Annotated in this window: 18 protein-coding genes and 3 pseudogenes; 5 read left to right on the top strand and 16 right to left on the bottom strand. The window is 42.6% G+C overall.

Annotated features, from left to right (window positions below; genetic code table 11):
• The first annotated feature begins 19 nt into the window (after positions 1-19).
• A complete protein-coding gene (locus NSU15_RS21740) occupies positions 20-295 on the top strand; it encodes a hypothetical protein (RefSeq protein WP_042129950.1) in 276 nt (91 codons plus the stop codon).
• 199 nt (positions 296-494) lie between these two features.
• Positions 495-1,604, top strand: coding sequence for an AI-2E family transporter (locus NSU15_RS21745; RefSeq protein WP_339287497.1), 1,110 nt, complete (start codon positions 495-497; stop codon positions 1,602-1,604).
• Between the two features lie 107 nt (positions 1,605-1,711).
• On the opposite strand, the gene NSU15_RS21750 is transcribed toward NSU15_RS21745, so the two are convergent.
• From NSU15_RS21750 to NSU15_RS21760, 3 genes are read right to left on the bottom strand one after another with little or no spacing between them, the layout of a single operon-like run.
• Positions 1,712-2,116 (bottom strand): hypothetical protein, encoded by a 405-nt coding sequence (locus tag NSU15_RS21750; protein WP_076120672.1) that lies wholly within the window; start codon positions 2,114-2,116, stop codon positions 1,712-1,714.
• Between the two features lie 30 nt (positions 2,117-2,146).
• Positions 2,147-2,815: a uracil-DNA glycosylase gene (locus tag NSU15_RS21755; protein ID WP_076120673.1), complete on the bottom strand. Its 669-nt coding sequence runs from the start codon at positions 2,813-2,815 to the stop codon at positions 2,147-2,149.
• Positions 2,816-2,858: 43 nt separating this feature from the next.
• Entirely contained in the window at positions 2,859-3,521 is a 663-nt protein-coding gene (locus tag NSU15_RS21760) for a ribonuclease H family protein (RefSeq protein WP_076120674.1), read from the bottom strand.
• A gap of 267 nt (positions 3,522-3,788) precedes the next feature.
• Here NSU15_RS21760 and NSU15_RS21765 point away from each other — a divergent pair, with 267 nt between their 5' ends.
• Entirely contained in the window at positions 3,789-4,370 is a 582-nt protein-coding gene (locus NSU15_RS21765) for a hypothetical protein (protein ID WP_076120675.1), read from the top strand.
• A gap of 70 nt (positions 4,371-4,440) precedes the next feature.
• On the opposite strand, the gene NSU15_RS21770 is transcribed toward NSU15_RS21765, so the two are convergent.
• The 5 genes from NSU15_RS21770 to NSU15_RS21790 form a co-directional block, all read right to left on the bottom strand.
• Positions 4,441-5,999 (bottom strand): IS3 family transposase gene (locus NSU15_RS21770; protein ID WP_339287498.1). Its coding sequence is split into 2 segments (ribosomal slippage): positions 4,441-5,366 and positions 5,366-5,999, totalling 1,560 coding nucleotides; the frame shifts between segments, so codons are not numbered across the junction.
• Positions 6,000-6,101: 102 nt separating this feature from the next.
• The gene (locus tag NSU15_RS21775; RefSeq protein ID WP_339287499.1) at positions 6,102-6,674 is read right to left on the bottom strand and encodes a type 1 glutamine amidotransferase family protein; all 573 of its coding nucleotides are present in this window, start codon (positions 6,672-6,674) and stop codon (positions 6,102-6,104) included.
• Positions 6,675-7,787 (bottom strand): hypothetical protein, encoded by a 1,113-nt coding sequence (locus NSU15_RS21780; protein ID WP_339287500.1) that lies wholly within the window; start codon positions 7,785-7,787, stop codon positions 6,675-6,677.
• A 99-nt stretch (positions 7,788-7,886) separates the two neighbouring features.
• Positions 7,887-8,534 carry a hypothetical protein gene (locus NSU15_RS21785; RefSeq protein WP_076120678.1) on the bottom strand — a complete coding sequence of 216 codons (648 nt, stop codon included), beginning with the start codon at positions 8,532-8,534 and terminating at the stop codon, positions 7,887-7,889.
• 16 nt (positions 8,535-8,550) lie between these two features.
• Positions 8,551-9,081, bottom strand: coding sequence for a hypothetical protein (locus NSU15_RS21790; RefSeq protein ID WP_076120679.1), 531 nt, complete (start codon positions 9,079-9,081; stop codon positions 8,551-8,553).
• Between the two features lie 266 nt (positions 9,082-9,347).
• Here NSU15_RS21790 and NSU15_RS21795 point away from each other — a divergent pair, with 266 nt between their 5' ends.
• On the top strand, positions 9,348-9,560 hold the full coding sequence (locus NSU15_RS21795) for a hypothetical protein (RefSeq protein WP_042129966.1): 213 nt from the start codon (positions 9,348-9,350) through the stop codon (positions 9,558-9,560).
• Positions 9,561-9,654: 94 nt separating this feature from the next.
• On the opposite strand, the gene NSU15_RS21800 is transcribed toward NSU15_RS21795, so the two are convergent.
• From NSU15_RS21800 to NSU15_RS21810, 3 genes and pseudogenes are all read right to left on the bottom strand, one after another.
• Positions 9,655-10,668, bottom strand: coding sequence for a Gfo/Idh/MocA family oxidoreductase (locus NSU15_RS21800; protein ID WP_339287501.1), 1,014 nt, complete (start codon positions 10,666-10,668; stop codon positions 9,655-9,657).
• Positions 10,669-10,710: 42 nt separating this feature from the next.
• Positions 10,711-10,824, bottom strand: a pseudogene (locus NSU15_RS21805) (Gfo/Idh/MocA family oxidoreductase); the annotation flags it as partial.
• An 85-nt stretch (positions 10,825-10,909) separates the two neighbouring features.
• The gene (locus tag NSU15_RS21810; protein ID WP_042129970.1) at positions 10,910-11,764 is read right to left on the bottom strand and encodes a sugar phosphate isomerase/epimerase family protein; all 855 of its coding nucleotides are present in this window, start codon (positions 11,762-11,764) and stop codon (positions 10,910-10,912) included.
• A 183-nt stretch (positions 11,765-11,947) separates the two neighbouring features.
• Between NSU15_RS21810 and NSU15_RS21815 the strand changes: the two genes are divergently transcribed.
• Positions 11,948-12,853, top strand: a complete 906-nt coding sequence (locus NSU15_RS21815) for an AraC family transcriptional regulator (protein WP_042129972.1) — start codon at positions 11,948-11,950, stop codon at positions 12,851-12,853.
• Between the two features lie 271 nt (positions 12,854-13,124).
• Here NSU15_RS21815 and NSU15_RS21820 read toward each other — a convergent pair.
• The 5 genes and pseudogenes from NSU15_RS21820 to NSU15_RS21840 all read right to left on the bottom strand — a co-directional run.
• Positions 13,125-13,256, bottom strand: a pseudogene (locus NSU15_RS21820) (DUF255 domain-containing protein); the annotation flags it as partial.
• A gap of 221 nt (positions 13,257-13,477) precedes the next feature.
• Entirely contained in the window at positions 13,478-14,296 is an 819-nt protein-coding gene (locus tag NSU15_RS21825) for a CPBP family intramembrane glutamic endopeptidase (protein WP_339287502.1), read from the bottom strand.
• 180 nt (positions 14,297-14,476) lie between these two features.
• The gene (locus tag NSU15_RS21830; RefSeq protein WP_339287503.1) at positions 14,477-14,641 is read right to left on the bottom strand and encodes a hypothetical protein; all 165 of its coding nucleotides are present in this window, start codon (positions 14,639-14,641) and stop codon (positions 14,477-14,479) included.
• A gap of 129 nt (positions 14,642-14,770) precedes the next feature.
• Positions 14,771-15,316, bottom strand: a pseudogene (locus NSU15_RS21835) (DinB family protein).
• Between the two features lie 63 nt (positions 15,317-15,379).
• Complete coding sequence (locus NSU15_RS21840; RefSeq protein ID WP_339287504.1) at positions 15,380-16,327, bottom strand: YafY family protein; 948 nt, start codon at positions 16,325-16,327, stop codon at positions 15,380-15,382.
• Between the last annotated feature and the right edge of the window lie 222 nt (positions 16,328-16,549).

The raw sequence follows: 16,549 nt of genomic DNA on the forward strand, positions 1-16,549 counted from the left end.
GAAAAGCGGGTGATCAGAAATGGCCAACGGAAGAAATAACAAAAAAACGGGCAGTAGCAGCAATGCTAAAAGCAATGGAAATAACAATGGGAACGTAAATCAGGAAGAAACTGCAGAATTAAGCGCTGAAGATTATGAAATCATCGCTGCCGCTCTGGCCACTTTAGGGGAATTTTTTGCTTTTTTATCTCTCGTCAAGGCAAGACAGGTTACAAAGGAAAGCGGAGGAGAGGTTATAGTGCCAGAAATATTCACCCTATCCACGAGAAAATCCTCTAGACGGAAATCAAGATGATCTACGAAGCCCCTAAGTGATTGAAATGATGATGTTATGGTTATAAATTGTGAACCTCTTACTTGGCGTAGCCTTAGTCTAATGGTCATCCTCCACGGATATGCCAAGAACTACCGACCGGAGAGTATCCACTCTTTTGAATCAAGACATGTGAATTAGGGTTATTAAACTACATAGATTATTATTTTGAAACTGGGGGATGTTTCTATTGCAACAACAGAAGTATTTTCGGACAAGTCTTGCTATTATCGCTTTTTTACTTATTTTGTACTTAGGCTCTAAAGTAATGTTTCTATTCGCACCACTGGCTGCCATTTTCAGATTATTACTCGTTCCCATGGTACTATCAGGTTTCATGTACTACCTGTTACGGCCGTTAGTAAGGCTTCTTGAAAAAAGAAAATTAAACCGCACACTCTCCATCCTGCTCATTTATTTCCTATTTGCGGGATTGTTCATTCTCTTCTGGGTTCTAGTCTGGCCGACGCTGCAAGAACAAATTCAGAACTTTATTGATAACACCCCTTATCTCGTTCAGGGATTACAAGATCAGTTCAATGCATTAAGGGACAATCCGTCATTGTCACGTTTTTTCCAAGGAGACTCTGACATAGCTGCCCGTATATCAGAATATCTAAGCGATGCTATTACTTGGGTGACCAATTCGATGTCCAATTTGATCGGCGTAGTTTCCAGTATTGTTATTCTAATCGCTACCTTGCCCATCATTCTGTACTACATGCTGAAAGATGACTATAAGCTATCCCCTAAATTACAGAGTCTGATCCCGAAAAAATACCGTAAGGAAGGCAAAGAGATGTTCGGGGATATCGACAGCGCACTGAGCAGCTTCATTGTCACACGTGTGGTGCTAAACGTCGTACTCGGTATTATGTTATATATCGGATTCCTTATCATCGGACTGCCTTACTCACTGCTGCTCGCAGTAATTTCTGTACCGCTCAATTTCATTCCTTATGTGGGTTCTTTCCTTGCGGGAATACCAGTAGTTATTGTTGGATTCATTGAGTCACCTACGATGGCAATATGGTCTTTGGTCGTCATATTCATTGCTCAGCAAATCCAAGATAACGTACTCTCACCGATCATTTACGGAAAATCATTAGATGTTCATCCACTAACTACTGTTCTTCTTGTTCTTATAGGCGGTGATTTCTACGGTATTATTGGCGTGCTAATTGCACTGCCCGTCTATATGATTGCCAAAATTATTTTCCTGCGAGTGTATGAGATAATTGTTGCAGATCGAGAGGAAGAGGCTGAGCCTCTGAAGAATGAACAGCTATAACGTTTTGCTAAGACGTTATGCGAACTGTCTGAGTTACATAAATAAAAAGGTACGCCTCCAATTGGAGACGCACCTTTTTATTTTTCTTAATAGAGGAACTAAAATAATTACCCCCGTAAAGAACGAACTACAAAGACGTGATTGCCCTTCATAAGGTTCTGTCCATCCTGTAGTGTAACTGAACCCTTTGTATGCGAAACGATGGTCGTGTTCAGAGCAATCAGCCGATCCTCTTTCCACACGCTCACTGCCGATTTAAAATATACTGCGTTATCAAATTGCTGCCGTTCCCTCATCACATAACCCACAGAATGCAAGACTGGAGGCAGCGCTCTTTCTCTAGGAGCCAAAGCCTTGATGACCACAATATCCTGGAACGGCACGGCAATTTCCTGATGACCGATAACCGCTACAGAAGCAGAAAGATCCCATTTGCGCAGAATGCCCTTCATGATTGTGTAAGGTTCTTCACCGCAATACATGATAACCGGTTTACCTACCCAATGCTTCATAGCCCCTCCTCCTTCCCAACATCCCACTAGCTATAAGTCCGAAATGAACCAATCGATCCCTTTCATTCCCTTCGACTCCAAAAACTGATTGACCTTCGAAAAAGGACGACTACCAAAGAATCCACGATAGGAAGAGAGCGGACTCGGGTGTGGAGACTGAATAACCTCATGTCGACTTTGGTCTATAAAGGCGCCTTTTTTTTGTGAGTGACTTCCCCATAAAATAAAAACTATCGGTGTAGTTCTTTCATTTAACTTCTTCATTATAGCGTCTGTGAATGTCTCCCAGCCTAAACCTTTATGAGAATTCGGTTCTCCCTCTCGTACCGTTAGTACTGAGTTGAGCATAAGCACTCCCTGTTCTGCCCATCTCAGTAAGGACCCATGGTTAGGAATCGGTACTCCGACATCCTCCGTTAGCTCCGTATAAATATTACGCAGTGACGGCGGTACACGCACGCCCGGATTTACAGAGAAGCTTAAGCCGTGAGCTTGTCCCGCACCATGGTAGGGATCCTGACCCAGAATAACAACCCGTGTCTCACTATATGGCGTAAGCCTTAACGCCGTGAATAGCAATTCTTTTGGCGGATAGACCGTATGATCCTTATATTCACTTTCCAGATTAGCCATAAGCTCCAGAAAATAAGATTTTTGCATTTCTTCCTGTAATATCTCATCCCAATCGTTGCCGAACATCCTGTTTCTCCTCCTCAAGCCGAAACCCAGAACCTTACTGCACCTATTTCCGACCGTAATCTGCCTTGATTTCGCCCCACTCTTTGGTCTGCCATTTCAGCACTTTATTGTCATACGTATTGGTTTGTAACCAACGTTCTGCCCGGTCAATAAGCACCCAAATTTCCTCTGTTGAAGCATCGCGCGGCAAAGTTGTCGCAACCTTTTTCTGCTTTACCCATTTCATTGCATTCACAGAGTCACTGTAGACCGTCTTCTTACTTCCCTCTTTCTTCAGCAGCGCCAAGGCATGCACAATCGCTAAAAATTCACCTAGATTATTAGTTCCTTTTTTAATCGGCCCACAAGAGAAAATGATATCTCCGGTTTGTGTATCCACGCCTTTGTATTCAACTGGACCCGGATTGCCACGAGTTCCTACATCTACTGATATGCTGTCGTAATCAATTTCTGCTGAGGTCTCTACTGATGCGCTACGTTTAAAAGAACTTGTCCCCTTAGACTTAGCCGCGCCAGATGCAGATGCCCCTGTTCCCCAATTGCCTTTCCAACCTGCTGTGTAAGCCGCATCAGCCGCTGCTTTAGTTTCATAAGATTTATATTTGGCTCCGGTATAGTGATCGGTCTGTGCCTGACATTCTGCCCAAGTGCTGTAGACTCCCGGTTGCTTGCCTTCCCATACTACATAATACTTCTGTTTAGCCATTGGTATAGCTCCTTTTTCACCTTAACTTATTGTAATCCAAAATGCTTCTTCATCGAAAGTAGATTGTTATTTTTCGCAAATTTCTCCGTATAAATTACACTTTTCAGTTCATACTATACGCCAGAGATGTCCAGGCCTATATTACCATTTGTAGAATGATCGGTAAATATTATTGTGTCCACAAGCAAAGCACCACATTAATATTAACTAATCAGTCTATAGTAAGCTCGAAGGATATCAGTACTATTACTCAGGGAGGTTATACAGATGAGAAAGATAGCAAGCGTAGCCGCAGTATTTGCAATTGTGCTATTGGTCGGATGCGGAAACTCAACCAATAACAATGCCAACGTCACCCCCACCGCCACCACTACACCTGGCAACGCCAATAACGAAGGTACCGCTAATACCCCAAATAACACCACAGATGCTGTAACCTCAGCTTCAGTAGTGGACAATGAAGAGGCCTTTAAAAAAGCTATCAGTGCAGACGGTACTTGGATAGCTGCTACACTGAAAGACTTAACCTTCACCGAGGATCTCGTACTGGACGGACAATTCACGAATAAAGATGAACCCGCCCGTAAAATTGCTCTCTACACACAAGATGCAGAGCACAATATCACTAACTCCTATAAACTGACTGCACCAAAACTTACGATCAAGAGTAAAAACGCTCGTATTCAAGGCGGCACATTTATTGGTGATGTATACGTAGAAGCGGATGGCTTCAGCTTAGTAAATGCAACGGTTGAAGGGAATGTTTACTTCGCAGATGCTAAGTATCAATCCACCTTCGATACCTCCGATCAAGGAAAAGTAACTGGTGTTACTGAAGTGAAAAAATAAACAAAAGGTGCTCTCAAGTCTATATTGAACTGCACCCCGTCAAGTAGACAGTACAAAAAATAAAAGTAGTTTAAGCGGCCTTAGTCCTAAATTCAATGGGACTGAGGCCGTTTAATTTTGCCTGCAACCGTTCGTTATTGTAAAAGTGAATGTAGGTATCAATATCTGTTTGGAGTTCTTCAAAGGTCTGGTAGGTATGTAAGTGGTACTTCTCACATTTCAATGTTCCCCAGAAGGATTCCATCGGCCCATTGTCAATGCAACAGCCTACTCGGGACATGCTTTGCTTCAGTTGTGAATCGTCCAGCATCTTCTTAAAATGCAGAGAGGTATACTGGAAACCGCGGTCGCTATGGAGTAAGGTTCGGCTCTCCGGCGCTGCCTGTAATGCTAATTCCAGCGTGTTAAAAACTAGCGAATTATTATTGGAATGGCCCAGAACGTAAGCAACAATGGAATTGTCATACAGATCTTTTATTGCACTTAAATACGCCTTCTTACCCTTGCCGTATTTGAATTCAGTTACATCCGTTACCCATTTTTGGTTTGGAGCTTCCGCCTCAAAATTACGGTTTAGCACATTCTCCGCGACCTGCTGAGGCGTGGAGCCTACATACTTCTTTCTCTTTCTGCGGATGACAGACTGGATACCTTGGCGTCTCATGAGTCGGTATACTCGTTTTGCGTTAATAGATTTGTTCATTTGTCTGCGCAAATGCAGGGTCAATTGACGATACCCAAAGGTTCGTTCCACCTTCTCATACAAGAGAAGCATAGCCTCTGTCAGTTTCTCGTTTTCGGTCTCTCGGGAACTAGGTTTGCGATTCAACCATTTATAGTAACTTGACCGTGAAATCCCTACGATGTCACACATAAGTCGAATGGAGCAAGACTGTTCCTGTTGAACGGCTTGAATGGCCAGGTAGATGTTCTCCTGGCGAATGGTTCTTAACGTCTCCTCCTTTCGAGTTCCTCTAACTTTTTTAGAAAAGCATTCTCCGCACGCAGGCGTGCATTCTCGTACTCCAGCTTTTGCATCGCGAGTTTGTGGCGAGCTGCTTCCGTAAGTTCTTCGGGCGCTTTAGTACGTCCTCTGCCGTCACGTAACGCCTCTTCACCGCCTGCTTCGTACTTCTTTACCCAGCTATATATTTGTTGGTAAGACACGTGGAAATGGCTTGCCGCCTTCGTGTAGTCTTCTCCGTTCGAAAGGCAGTACAGCACGATATCTATCCGTTCCTGCCAAGTGGTTACGCGTCCTTTGGTCATAGCTTTAGATCCTCCTGAATGAGCTGTTAAGCTGTTGCTATGACCATTATACTTCCTAATCCAGTTAGCGAGTTGGGTTGAACTTGCAATCTTATACTTGCAGATGATTTGGTTTTGTGACAATCCTCCCTCGAGATAATCCTTAACGGCATGGAGTTTAAGTTCTGCGGAATACGTACGGTTGTGGCTTCGAACTTCCAGCCCTTCGTACCCATACAATTGATAACGTTGCCGCCACTTCACTATAGAGTTTTTGGATAATCCATACTTTCGGGCCGCAGCTTTCAAACCAATGTCGCCCCGTTCAATTTCTTGGAGAACCGTTAATTTTTCGAGTGCCGTATACTTCTTTTGTTCCATAAAAATACTCCCCATACAGCAGCAGGTTTTTATTATTTCGCCTGTCTACTATATGGGGAGCATATCAATATGACCTGAGAACACCTTTTTTTCATGCCTTCATTATTCCTGATAAAATCCATTTTTGAAAAAAGTATACCATCCATCGACTTTTTCTACCGGCATAACCTTTAACTTCTTCAAGATTTCCCTTGTAAATTCCAATGCAGCCGTGCCATTAGCAGTAATGATATCATCACTCGAAACGGTCTGTTTTTCTATAAAATTCGCATGTCCTTTATAATTTGGAGCGTACTCTTTTAAGTAATCCAATGAATTTCCAGTATGAGGAATGTGATCTAAATAACCATGTTCTGCTAAAAAAGTGGTTGCGTCACATATAGCAGCTAAAGGTGTCCTATCTTGTATACATTGTTCTACAACTGGAATAATCGCAGAATTATCTTGCCAGCCTGTCCCCCCAATTAAAATTAACATTTCAAACTGGGCGGGTAAACTATCAATAGTATAGTCAGGTACAACAGTAAATCCGCCCATAGAGTGTACATTCTCGCCATTTAAAGAAACTGTCCTAACTTTGTATTCACTTTCTGGCTTGTTTAGTTCGGCACTTATATAGCCAGCTTCCCAATCGGCATATCCATCAGAAATAAAAATCAATACTTCTTTTTTCATTTACTCATCCCCCTCAAGTTTCAGCACCGTATTTGCTACTTCCCGCCCGTTAACCAACAACACTATCTGATGTTCCCCGGGATAATGACGGCGAGTGGTTAAATCCGCCCAGCGATGCGTCCGTTTGCCAGACAGAATTGTACCCCCAGGTACTGTTTTATCTGATAGTAAGAAAGATTTACGAGAGGTTCGACCTGTAGCCTTCACGAAATAGATGCCATATTCTATTCGAACACGGGAAGGAGTTCCTTCACAAACTTGAAGCTCGTATTGTAATTCGGAGCTTTCTCCAATCCGCAGGATGGAAGGATCAATCGTGATAGAAGCACTCGTTATGAGTGGTGTTGCTTCGTCTGCTTGCTCCGCATATCCAAATAAAGCCATGATCTCCGGATTAGCTTTACGGATTAAAGAACGACAACCATGCCGCACAATCCAGTCTGTGAGGGGATCTGTACCTATCCAGCGGCGTGCGGTCTCAAGTACCACTTCTGGGTGATCCTTCGCAATATCGTTCAAATTGTTGGCCACGCTCTTGCGCACATATAGGGAGGAGTCTGTCTTCAGTTGCTCAAGTACAGGCAGCACAGGGGCTGGATCAAGCTTAAACATCGGGAGCGCCTGTCCCCATGGTAGACGAGGGCGACAACCCTCACTTGCTAACCGGCGAACATGCTCATCAGGATGCTTCGACCATACTAGCATTTGCGCCATCATCCGCTCCGGTTCACGAATGAGAAACGGTCTAACCGCAAATTCTGCCGACGATTTCGATGTGAACCTTTCCAGCGCCTGCATGGACAACTCCCAATGTTCAGCTCCTTGCCCGAATACCTCTACAAAATCCGGAAAGATCAAGTATGGAAATCCTACACAATCCTCAGTAATGGCGAACAATATCGCCAGTGCTTCCTCATAGGGAAGCTGTAAATGACTTCCCAGTGTCTCCGTAATCCGTCGCATCCTTGCCTTCAGTTCGAGCGCATCCCAGGGTTCCGACATAGCCGAAATTACAAATGCATCCGTGTCGAAAACACTATATACACTGCGAATCTTTTCGCCGAAATTATGCAGAAATTGTTCATTGTACATCGCTTTTAAAGGTTCAGCCATTGAATATCCCTCATTTTCTTCTATAGATCTTCAGAGTCAATCTGTTATGAAATCGTAGCACACCCAATTTGACAACAGTATGTCAACTTCAGCCGCTCCTTAATCTAGAACATCAACCTGCTTTGTCTCGAGATTAAGAATGCGACTTCTCGTATCATTGCTCGAAATATAAATAGGTTCTCCAGTAGAATTGATCCAATAAGAGATGGGAATCGAAATTCCGCAATTTCGGTAAGATCCGTCAGCATGGCTTGTCCCAATGATCATCGTGTTATATTTAATGGCAATCCTAGTGGCTTCCTCGATCCATAATGTAAACTGTTCTTCGCTAAACATGCCCACCCCAATCGGATGCGCGATGAAATCTAACGACTCTGCTTGTCCTTCCAAACCTATGTATCCCTGCAGCAGCTCAACACACAGCAAATAACCAATACGGAGACTATCCGCTTCCGCAACTGAAGGGCGATACAGCTGTTCATCCATCGGTGATTTCGCTCGTTCCAAAATGATATCCCCCGAAGGATGAATCATCAGCGCTCTATCCTTGTTATTGCTGTTCCTATATCCTGTAATGATCAGCTTCTTATATGTTTTGGCGAGTTCACATAAAGTCTTCACACTGACCTCATCTGCTACATAACCTTCCGGATACAACACCGCGTCAAAAGAATCCTGCCTGCTCATTTCTTTGAGCAAATGCTCCAAATGGGGTTCGTGATTGGGTTGCGCTACGAGTAATCTCATATTTCCCCTCCAACGGTTAATTAATCAGTACCTTCACCTGTTCCATACTTTGCTCTGCACGACTGTTCAAAGCTCTTTTATCTTTAAGACCAAGCGCCTTAAGATCATGTCCAGGGTCAATGACCAGCGGCTGAGAAATTACATTTTCGAGGATTTGCACGGCAGCCTTACAGGCCTCAAATAACAGTTCTTTTGAGATCACTTGTTTATGAGAGCCAATGATTTCAACCAGTTTCTCTGCGTAGATTAATCTAACCAAACTGTCCGCACTCATCATATTCCGCAAGGCAAAGGAAGATACCTTCTCCACAATCCAGCTGTCTTGATAGTTTCTCGATAAAGCGTCTAGTGCAGTAATCGCATCCCAATCCCGGATCGACAACTGCTCGGCGTACTCCAAGGCTAATTCATTCAGCCATTCTAATTCTTGTTCTCTAGGAATTTCAAAACTCTTATACTCTTTAAGCAAACCTGCCTTATGCATATTTAAAAAATGACCCAGAAATCGTGTGTATAACTCCTTGGCTCTTTGAATCTGTTCTGTCATTTGGCGATCATCCTTTCATTACACAAATCATATCCGTCCGCAGGATTCTTTTCAAACCAGAATGTAAAAAAAAGGGTAGACAGCGAAACAACTTCGCTACCTGCCCACGGATGATCTTCGGATAATATATATAATTACAACCAAATTTCGCATATTTTTGACCAAAACCAAGTAATTCCTCCTCAAAATCATCAGCAAAACGTGGTAAAATAGTTCCTTAGGATTATATATTCATACATGTTGAAGATATCACCGGAGGGAATACCATGCCACATACACTTAATAAAAATATTGATTTTTTTATAGCCGCTTTATCCCAAACTTATATTTCTGCTCTACAGCTTGACCCTGATGGAATGTATTCAGAGGTAGCCTCAGGAATTGTGGAACAGTTCTCCGATGAACAGGTACGTTTAAGAAGATATGACGGCTCCGTATCGCACTATGCTAGGGACAATACAAAATTCCAGCGCAAATAAGGATAGACGAAAATACAGGCCAAAAAGACGTGCCTGGAGGAATCATCTACAATGATCTATCCTCCAGGCACGCCTATCCATGTTCTATATCCTGTTAGTTAAGTGCAATCCATTCCCCTTCGGCATTCGCTGACTGTACTTCCGCCTCTATGATCTCCACAGATTCTGCTGCACTCTCCGGCGTACATATAACAATAGGCTTCTCTTGAATAATCGCATCCAGGAAGTAAACCAACTCTCTGTAGTAACCCGCATCCGGGGAAAGCTCTACCGTAAAGCCTGCTCCATCATTGGGATTCAGCTTGACTCCACTACCATCAAATACAACATTTCCTCGTTCGAAGTTAACCCTGTACCCCATGTAGAAACCAAAGTCGCCCTCCAGCGTCCAGTCCACCTGAGCATTGATCACCTTTGCATCCTTATAAAAATAGTGTGTAGAAACAATATCGTATCCACTTTCTGGGAGAACATTCCTTCCTAAAGTCGATACTTTATCCGGTCTGCCGAATAGATAATTAATCATATCCGTATCGTGAATATGCATATCCAGGATAGCTCCGCCGCTTAGCTTCTCATCCAGAAACCAATCTTTAGGAGCTCCTGAACCACGGTAGAAATACCCTTCCGTTACTTTACCAAATTGCTCAGTTTCCACAACTTCTTTCAAATATTCATACCCTGGCCAAAAACGAAGGCACTGTCCGATCATCAGCTTCTTTCCACTGCGCTCCGCGATTTCTACCATTTTCTGCGCTTCTACTGAAGTTCTAGCCATCGGCTTCTCACAGAAGACATGATATCCACGTTCTAGCAGCGAACAAGCCATTTCAGCATGCAGGTAAGTAGGAACTGCAATATCGATCATATCCAGTTCCTCACCCGCAATCATTTTCTCCAGATCATCATAGAGATTGTAAGCTGTTAGATCATACACTTCTTGAGCGGTACTCATATTGCCGTCCGCTTTACCGTCTTTTAGTTCCTCAATTCGCAAATCACAAATGGCTTTAAGGGCGATGGGATGCCCCTCTTCCATTAAGCGAACATAATTATCAAAATGCATCCGTCCCATAAATCCAAAGCCAATCAAACCTATTCTTAACATAGTGAATCCTCCCCCGCTAAATGAAAAATAATCAATCAAGTGCTATCCAAGCACCTTCCAGTGTCCAATCTGCCTGTGCATTGACCGCGCCGCCTCTACCATTTTCCAAGCCTCGGCAGAGTGTCTGGCCATCGGTTTCTCACAAAATATATGGTACCCTTGCTCTAATTATCAAAGTTCATTCGGCCCAAGAAACCAAGCCTACCAGTCCGACTCTAAATATTACTTTTCCTTCCCTACTCTAAGCTTTGAATGCGGTGCGTCCAAGGATGGCATCCATAGCTGCGGAAGTATTAAAAATAATTTGCTCTGTATAATGTGTGTACGACGGTATCATTTCACCTGTAACATAATTGTTGTATCCAATTTCATCAAGCGCTTTCATGACTGCCGGATAATCCACATCCCCAGCGAGCAAATCAACGAATCCGTGAAGCCCGCCAGCCGTACGACGGTAATCTTTGAAGTGCACCTTTTTAATTCTGTGACCTAGAATCCGTATCCACTGCTCTGGATAACCGGAATGGACGATATTCCCAACATCAAGATAGGAACCTACATAACTGGAACCCACCGTATCAATAAAAGTACGTAATTCAAGCGGAGACAGCAAGAATTTATTCCATACATTCTCAAGTCCAATGGAAACGCCTGCTTGCTCAGCATCCTTGGCTAAATGACTAATCGCTTCCAGTGCTCTATCATAAGCTTTTTCATAATCAACAACCTCACAGCCCTCGATAAAATCCACACCAACAGCGCCAGGGATGACAAGAATCGTATCTACACCAAGCGCAGCCGCGAGCTCCAGTTGCTTTTTACATACGTCGATTGCCTTAGTTCGATTAGCTTCAGATTCACTTGTCATCGCATAAGACCAATACAGCCCAGTTGCCAGTCCCGCAATCTCTAGACCCGTTTCATTAATAGAATCACGAAGGATACGTGCTTCCTTCTCAGTGGTTTGCAAGCCAAGTTCACCTGTCTCATTTAATGACAGTTCGATACCCTCAAATCCAGCCGCTTTGGCCAGACGTACGCATTCTTTAATTTCTGTTCCCTCTCGAAACGACCAGATGTTGATTCCCTTTTTCATTTGGACCCTCCTCATATTTGTTCTTTTCCGTTTTCGACGTTATAGACTTTTATAGACTTAGATACACTTTGTATCCTTTATTTAATTATATTATAATAGATTATAAGTTCGATTTATTTAGGCGAAGAAGAGACTTTTTGCATTATTCCGGTCTAATCTATTAAACATTCAGGAGGCAGTGCCATGTCTGACAAAGATCCGTCTTATCCATTGAGAAAGCAGGTACCCTCTCGTGATTGGTCACCCGGAATTCACTATGCACAATTGCAGACACTTCCCACTTGTACCTTTCCAAGAAGAAGACTATATGACTTCGAGCTACTATATGTTCGCCAGGGCAAATTATTAACAAAGATGGATACGGAGGAATATATACTGCACGCTGGGCAGCTAATATTCCTCTCATCCGGGGTATATCATCAGAATGCTATTCTGTCAGATTCAGATACCAAGCTTATTGGAATCCATTTTGATTTCTTTGGGGAATCCATTATTACACATGAAGAAGATATGGTAGTGAAAGAGGATGAAGTAATGGACGATAAATTCGCTTTTGAAGCCGTAACCGCTCCTTTCATGCCATTGTCACAAGAACCGATCTACTCCCCACCTCCCGAATGTGTTCATGCCATGGAACAACTCGTTCATGAATTCACCATGCGGCCTGCCGGTTATGAGTGGGTCTGTCGAGGGCTGCTGCTTGGAATTCTGACTTCGCTGCTCCGATCGCAAAACTCCCGAGATGCAGCTAAATCTTCTGTTCACACCGAACGGATCAGAGCATTAATAGAGGAGATAGAAGAGCGGTTAGCAGAACGCTGGACCAACAAATCTATGGCTGCGGCCATGAATATGCATGAAGACCATTTTGCCAAGCTCTTTCGTGAGGTCGCCGGTATGCCCCCCGGAGAATACCTCCGTTCGATCCGGCATAGGGAAGCTCGTAAACTGTTGCGAGAAACAGATTGGCCGATTGAAAGGGTAGGCGAGCAGGTCGGTTATCCCGATATTCATTATTTCAGTAGAGTATTTTCGGCGAATGAGGGGATATCTCCACGTGCGTATCGTAAGTTGTCTCGGATTCTCTAAATCTATAGATGCGATAATCTCAGGGACTGATCGTTCTATGCGGACGCTACGCGAACGGACCGTCTCTTTCAGCATGATCTGGCTCAATCTCTTCAAGCGCAAAAAAACTTCTCAGGTAAAAATGGAAGTACACACAACCATTTAAACGAAGAAGTTTCTTTACCTGGATCTATAGTTTTTTAGTGGCACTTCCTACTAACCGGCGGAGTGAACAGACTGATTGTAGAGACCCATATCAAGAATGTCCTGTGATAGACTCGTGCCATCACTGACATGTCGAATAGCCAATGGATAAGAAGATCGGCTTGTTCTCAGCCTGCGCCTTGGCAAAAGCCTCCTCTCCCCATGGATACCAGTCCGCGGGGTTGTAGGCGTGCTGCAGCAAATATGGGGACTTTTTTATAAATTAGTCGAATAGGCTGTTGGCCTTCTTCAATCTCATTTCTGTAACCTCCTTATGCGGAATGTGCCATTGTTAGTATTACCCAATGATATGCCAAAAAACACTAGCGAGGGGTTTGTCCTGTTTGAGAGTAATTATTATTCACTTAATAGAGCAGCCCTAAGAATAATGTTCGGACGACTTACTTAAGCGAGGAAATTCTATTTATTAATGAACAAGATTTAACGATTATAAAAATATAAAAGATATCCCATAAGGTAAATGATAAAATCGGAATAGCTGTGGCATACAATAGAGGCTAGAATACTTTTTGTTTTCAAATAAGTGACCGTATAATAAATTCCTAGAATAAAGGCAGTTATCAGCTGAATCACATCGTATTTCAAATAAAAGGGAGACCAATTTATAAAGATGTGTCCTAGCATAAAATAAAAAGAAGACAAAAAGACCATCATGTTTATACCATTTGGACTCAGAGAGTTAAAACGTTTGAACCAAAACAACAGAAAAAATTGAATAACGAAAATCCGAAAGAATGGTTCCTCACTTAATCCAGGTAATGTACCAAATATCATAATATCTTTTACAGCATATATTACATTTCTACCTTCATATTGTTCAATTAAAGGTTGAAGACCAAGAGTTGAATAAATTAGTGCACAGCATATAACGACAACGAAAGGAAATATCAATATAAAATACTTGATGTACTTCATGCTAAGCTGCAGATTTAATGTACTAAAACCGACTTCCTTTATTCCCTTCCGTAAGAAATAATGAATGAGCAAGCAGGTAATCAAAAATTGAACAAGATACCAAGAAAATGCACTTATAAAATCTGTATTGTTAGCTAATCTCTCTGAATGGCTCATCATCCATGTCATTGGCCCGTTTATATCATAAGTAAGAAAGTTAAATACATACTGCAGAGAATAAATAATGACGATTAAAATACAATTAAGAATCAAAAATTTGAGTGCTTTAGATAAGGTCATATAGTTACCTCCAAAAACTCTCTTCGGAGCGCCTTTATTACTCATTGCTTCTCCTCAACAAATCTTCTAAATTATACCATAAATTGTATCCAGAAGTACTTTAAGCTATTGGGGCCGCTACAAAATATAGGACATACAGATTAGTAGCTTTGTTATTGGAGATGAAAGCGGACAATTAAGTAAGAGGGGCAATAAATTAATCTAAGATAATGGAAGGTTGAGGAATTAAAATAAAATATTAGGAACTAAGGTTGTGGATTCTACTCTAGTGGAATTCGCCGACATCCCACCACTGTCACGTACAGCAGCTACGCCCCTTCCTATCGCATAAGGAACCATGATATAAGAAGCTTGAAGAAAGATACAGGCCATATAAATATTAAGAATCATTTTTGAACCCCAAAACTTAAATCTCGTTAATACATAAGCTATAGGGACCACAAAAATAACTAGAATCGAAGTGGAAAGCACCACTAGAAAGACCTTTGCTGTAGATCAGCAAAGGTATCTTTTTGGGTATTACATCACTTTCCCAAACAATTCTTTGTTTAATCGCTCCAGCTGCAGAAGATGATGACGATAGTGCATCTCAATAAGCAGGAACCATTCCTCCGCTCATAGTCCACCGAATCGCGGGTGAGATACGGTATTAAGCTTGAACGATTTTTCAAGAGACGGTTCAATCTCTCTCATTCTTTGAATGACTGTGTGCAACCCTTGAATTAATTGTTCTTTGCTCTCCTGCTGCTCCGGCGTATATTGGGCAGAAGGCGGGACCTGAATACGAATGGGCGGAAAGCTGCCTTGTGCAAATATAGCCGCACCATCCTCGGTTTTCCCTACATGAGATACTAAGGGATCTTGGCTTAGCACCAGACATTGATCAATATTGCGAAGCTGCATATACAGTGCCGAGTTTATGAGATGTTGAACCATCTGTCCGATGGACCACTCGTTTTCACTTGGCTTTTGCTTCAGCTGCTCCAGATTGAATCGCTCTAATTCCTGAATATAGTATGTCGCAGTTTCTTCAAAACGTTGTAAGGCTTCTTTTGTTGTAGTCATTATATATCAGCTCCTGTGTCATTGATTATCCAAGTATATAAAAACGCTACTGACAGCGTTATGTCAGTAGCGTTTTAACATTATTTCTATTTCATTTCTAACTTGATGGCGAAAAGATTCCGGCTCTAGCACAACGATGCCGCCTCCCCAGCCCAGCACCCATTGCAGCAATTCCGCCGGCTCTCGAACTCGAAAAGTAACCAGTAAGCCTTCCGCATGCTCCTCTATAGTTTCCATATAGAAATTGTTCGATTCCCTTACCTTATCAGCTATATCAGAATGGACTAAGATACGCACATGAACGTTGCGATCATCAGGAGGTTGGTATACCTCCAATTGAAAATCCGCTGGCAGTATAAATTTATCTTCCAGATCAATAAGCTCCCTCATTCGGGATAACCGGAAATGACGGATGTCTTGACGCAATTCACACCAAGCGACGAGTACCCATGATCCTTGATGAAGCACAAGTCCGTAAGGAGCAACCGTACGAATACTTTGACGGTTCCCATCAGCTTCGGCGATTCTTTTAGAATAACGAAATCTTATTTTCCTTTCCTCCAATATCGCTCGACGAATGGCTTCCAAACATGCCTTTTCTTGTATTGGTGCTATTTCTGCTGCGGATGCAAATAAACGAAAACTTTTGCGGATCTGTGATGCTTCACTGCGGATGGCTTCTGGCAGGATAGCTTCTATCTTTGCTTTAGAACTTCTAGCCTTATTGCCGTAGTGGGCATCAAACCACTGCTCGATAAAGTCAGTCCCGATAAGTAATGCCACTGCTTCGTCCAGCGTGAAACTAACGGGCGGCAGGAAATACCCCTCGATTAAGGAGTAACCCTGCCCTGGCGCTCCTATTATGGATACGCCCGCTTCACTCAGTGCCTGAATATCCCGATAAATAGTTCTCACACTCGTTTCAAACGTAGCCGCCAAATCCTCCGCTCGCAACACTTTATTACGCTGCAGTTCAAGCACTATAGCTAACAAACGGTCCATTTTGTTCATACGACTCTCCCTCCCCGAAAAATTATTTTTCTATCTCAAACGGCAATGTTTAATATCATCCAATATCTCATCCACAGCTCGTCGATACCCACCCGAATCCCGATTTACCGTTAGGTCTAAAGCAGGATTACAAAACACTTCGTAAGTGGATTAAAGCTCCACATCGCATTTTCCTCCACCTGAGATAAAAGCTTGTACAAATTTTTGTTTAGTCTTTTTTAT

Origin of the sequence: Paenibacillus sp. FSL E2-0201 (assembly GCF_037963325.1) — a bacterium.
In the GTDB taxonomy this organism is placed as follows: domain Bacteria; phylum Bacillota; class Bacilli; order Paenibacillales; family Paenibacillaceae; genus Paenibacillus_AQ.

Coding starts and splice junctions, on each gene's coding strand:
- NSU15_RS21740 (WP_042129950.1), top strand. CDS start 20: ATGGCCAACGGAAGAAATAACAAAAAAACGGGCAGTAGCAGCAATGCT.
- NSU15_RS21745 (WP_339287497.1), top strand. CDS start 495: ATGTTTCTATTGCAACAACAGAAGTATTTTCGGACAAGTCTTGCTATT.
- NSU15_RS21750 (WP_076120672.1), bottom strand. CDS start 2,116: ATGAAGCATTGGGTAGGTAAACCGGTTATCATGTATTGCGGTGAAGAA.
- NSU15_RS21755 (WP_076120673.1), bottom strand. CDS start 2,815: ATGTTCGGCAACGATTGGGATGAGATATTACAGGAAGAAATGCAAAAA.
- NSU15_RS21760 (WP_076120674.1), bottom strand. CDS start 3,521: ATGGCTAAACAGAAGTATTATGTAGTATGGGAAGGCAAGCAACCGGGA.
- NSU15_RS21765 (WP_076120675.1), top strand. CDS start 3,789: ATGAGAAAGATAGCAAGCGTAGCCGCAGTATTTGCAATTGTGCTATTG.
- NSU15_RS21775 (WP_339287499.1), bottom strand. CDS start 6,674: ATGAAAAAAGAAGTATTGATTTTTATTTCTGATGGATATGCCGATTGG.
- NSU15_RS21780 (WP_339287500.1), bottom strand. CDS start 7,787: ATGGCTGAACCTTTAAAAGCGATGTACAATGAACAATTTCTGCATAAT.
- NSU15_RS21785 (WP_076120678.1), bottom strand. CDS start 8,534: ATGAGATTACTCGTAGCGCAACCCAATCACGAACCCCATTTGGAGCAT.
- NSU15_RS21790 (WP_076120679.1), bottom strand. CDS start 9,081: ATGACAGAACAGATTCAAAGAGCCAAGGAGTTATACACACGATTTCTG.
- NSU15_RS21795 (WP_042129966.1), top strand. CDS start 9,348: ATGCCACATACACTTAATAAAAATATTGATTTTTTTATAGCCGCTTTA.
- NSU15_RS21800 (WP_339287501.1), bottom strand. CDS start 10,668: ATGTTAAGAATAGGTTTGATTGGCTTTGGATTTATGGGACGGATGCAT.
- NSU15_RS21810 (WP_042129970.1), bottom strand. CDS start 11,764: ATGAAAAAGGGAATCAACATCTGGTCGTTTCGAGAGGGAACAGAAATT.
- NSU15_RS21815 (WP_042129972.1), top strand. CDS start 11,948: ATGTCTGACAAAGATCCGTCTTATCCATTGAGAAAGCAGGTACCCTCT.
- NSU15_RS21825 (WP_339287502.1), bottom strand. CDS start 14,296: ATGAGTAATAAAGGCGCTCCGAAGAGAGTTTTTGGAGGTAACTATATG.
- NSU15_RS21830 (WP_339287503.1), bottom strand. CDS start 14,641: ATGATTCTTAATATTTATATGGCCTGTATCTTTCTTCAAGCTTCTTAT.
- NSU15_RS21840 (WP_339287504.1), bottom strand. CDS start 16,327: ATGAACAAAATGGACCGTTTGTTAGCTATAGTGCTTGAACTGCAGCGT.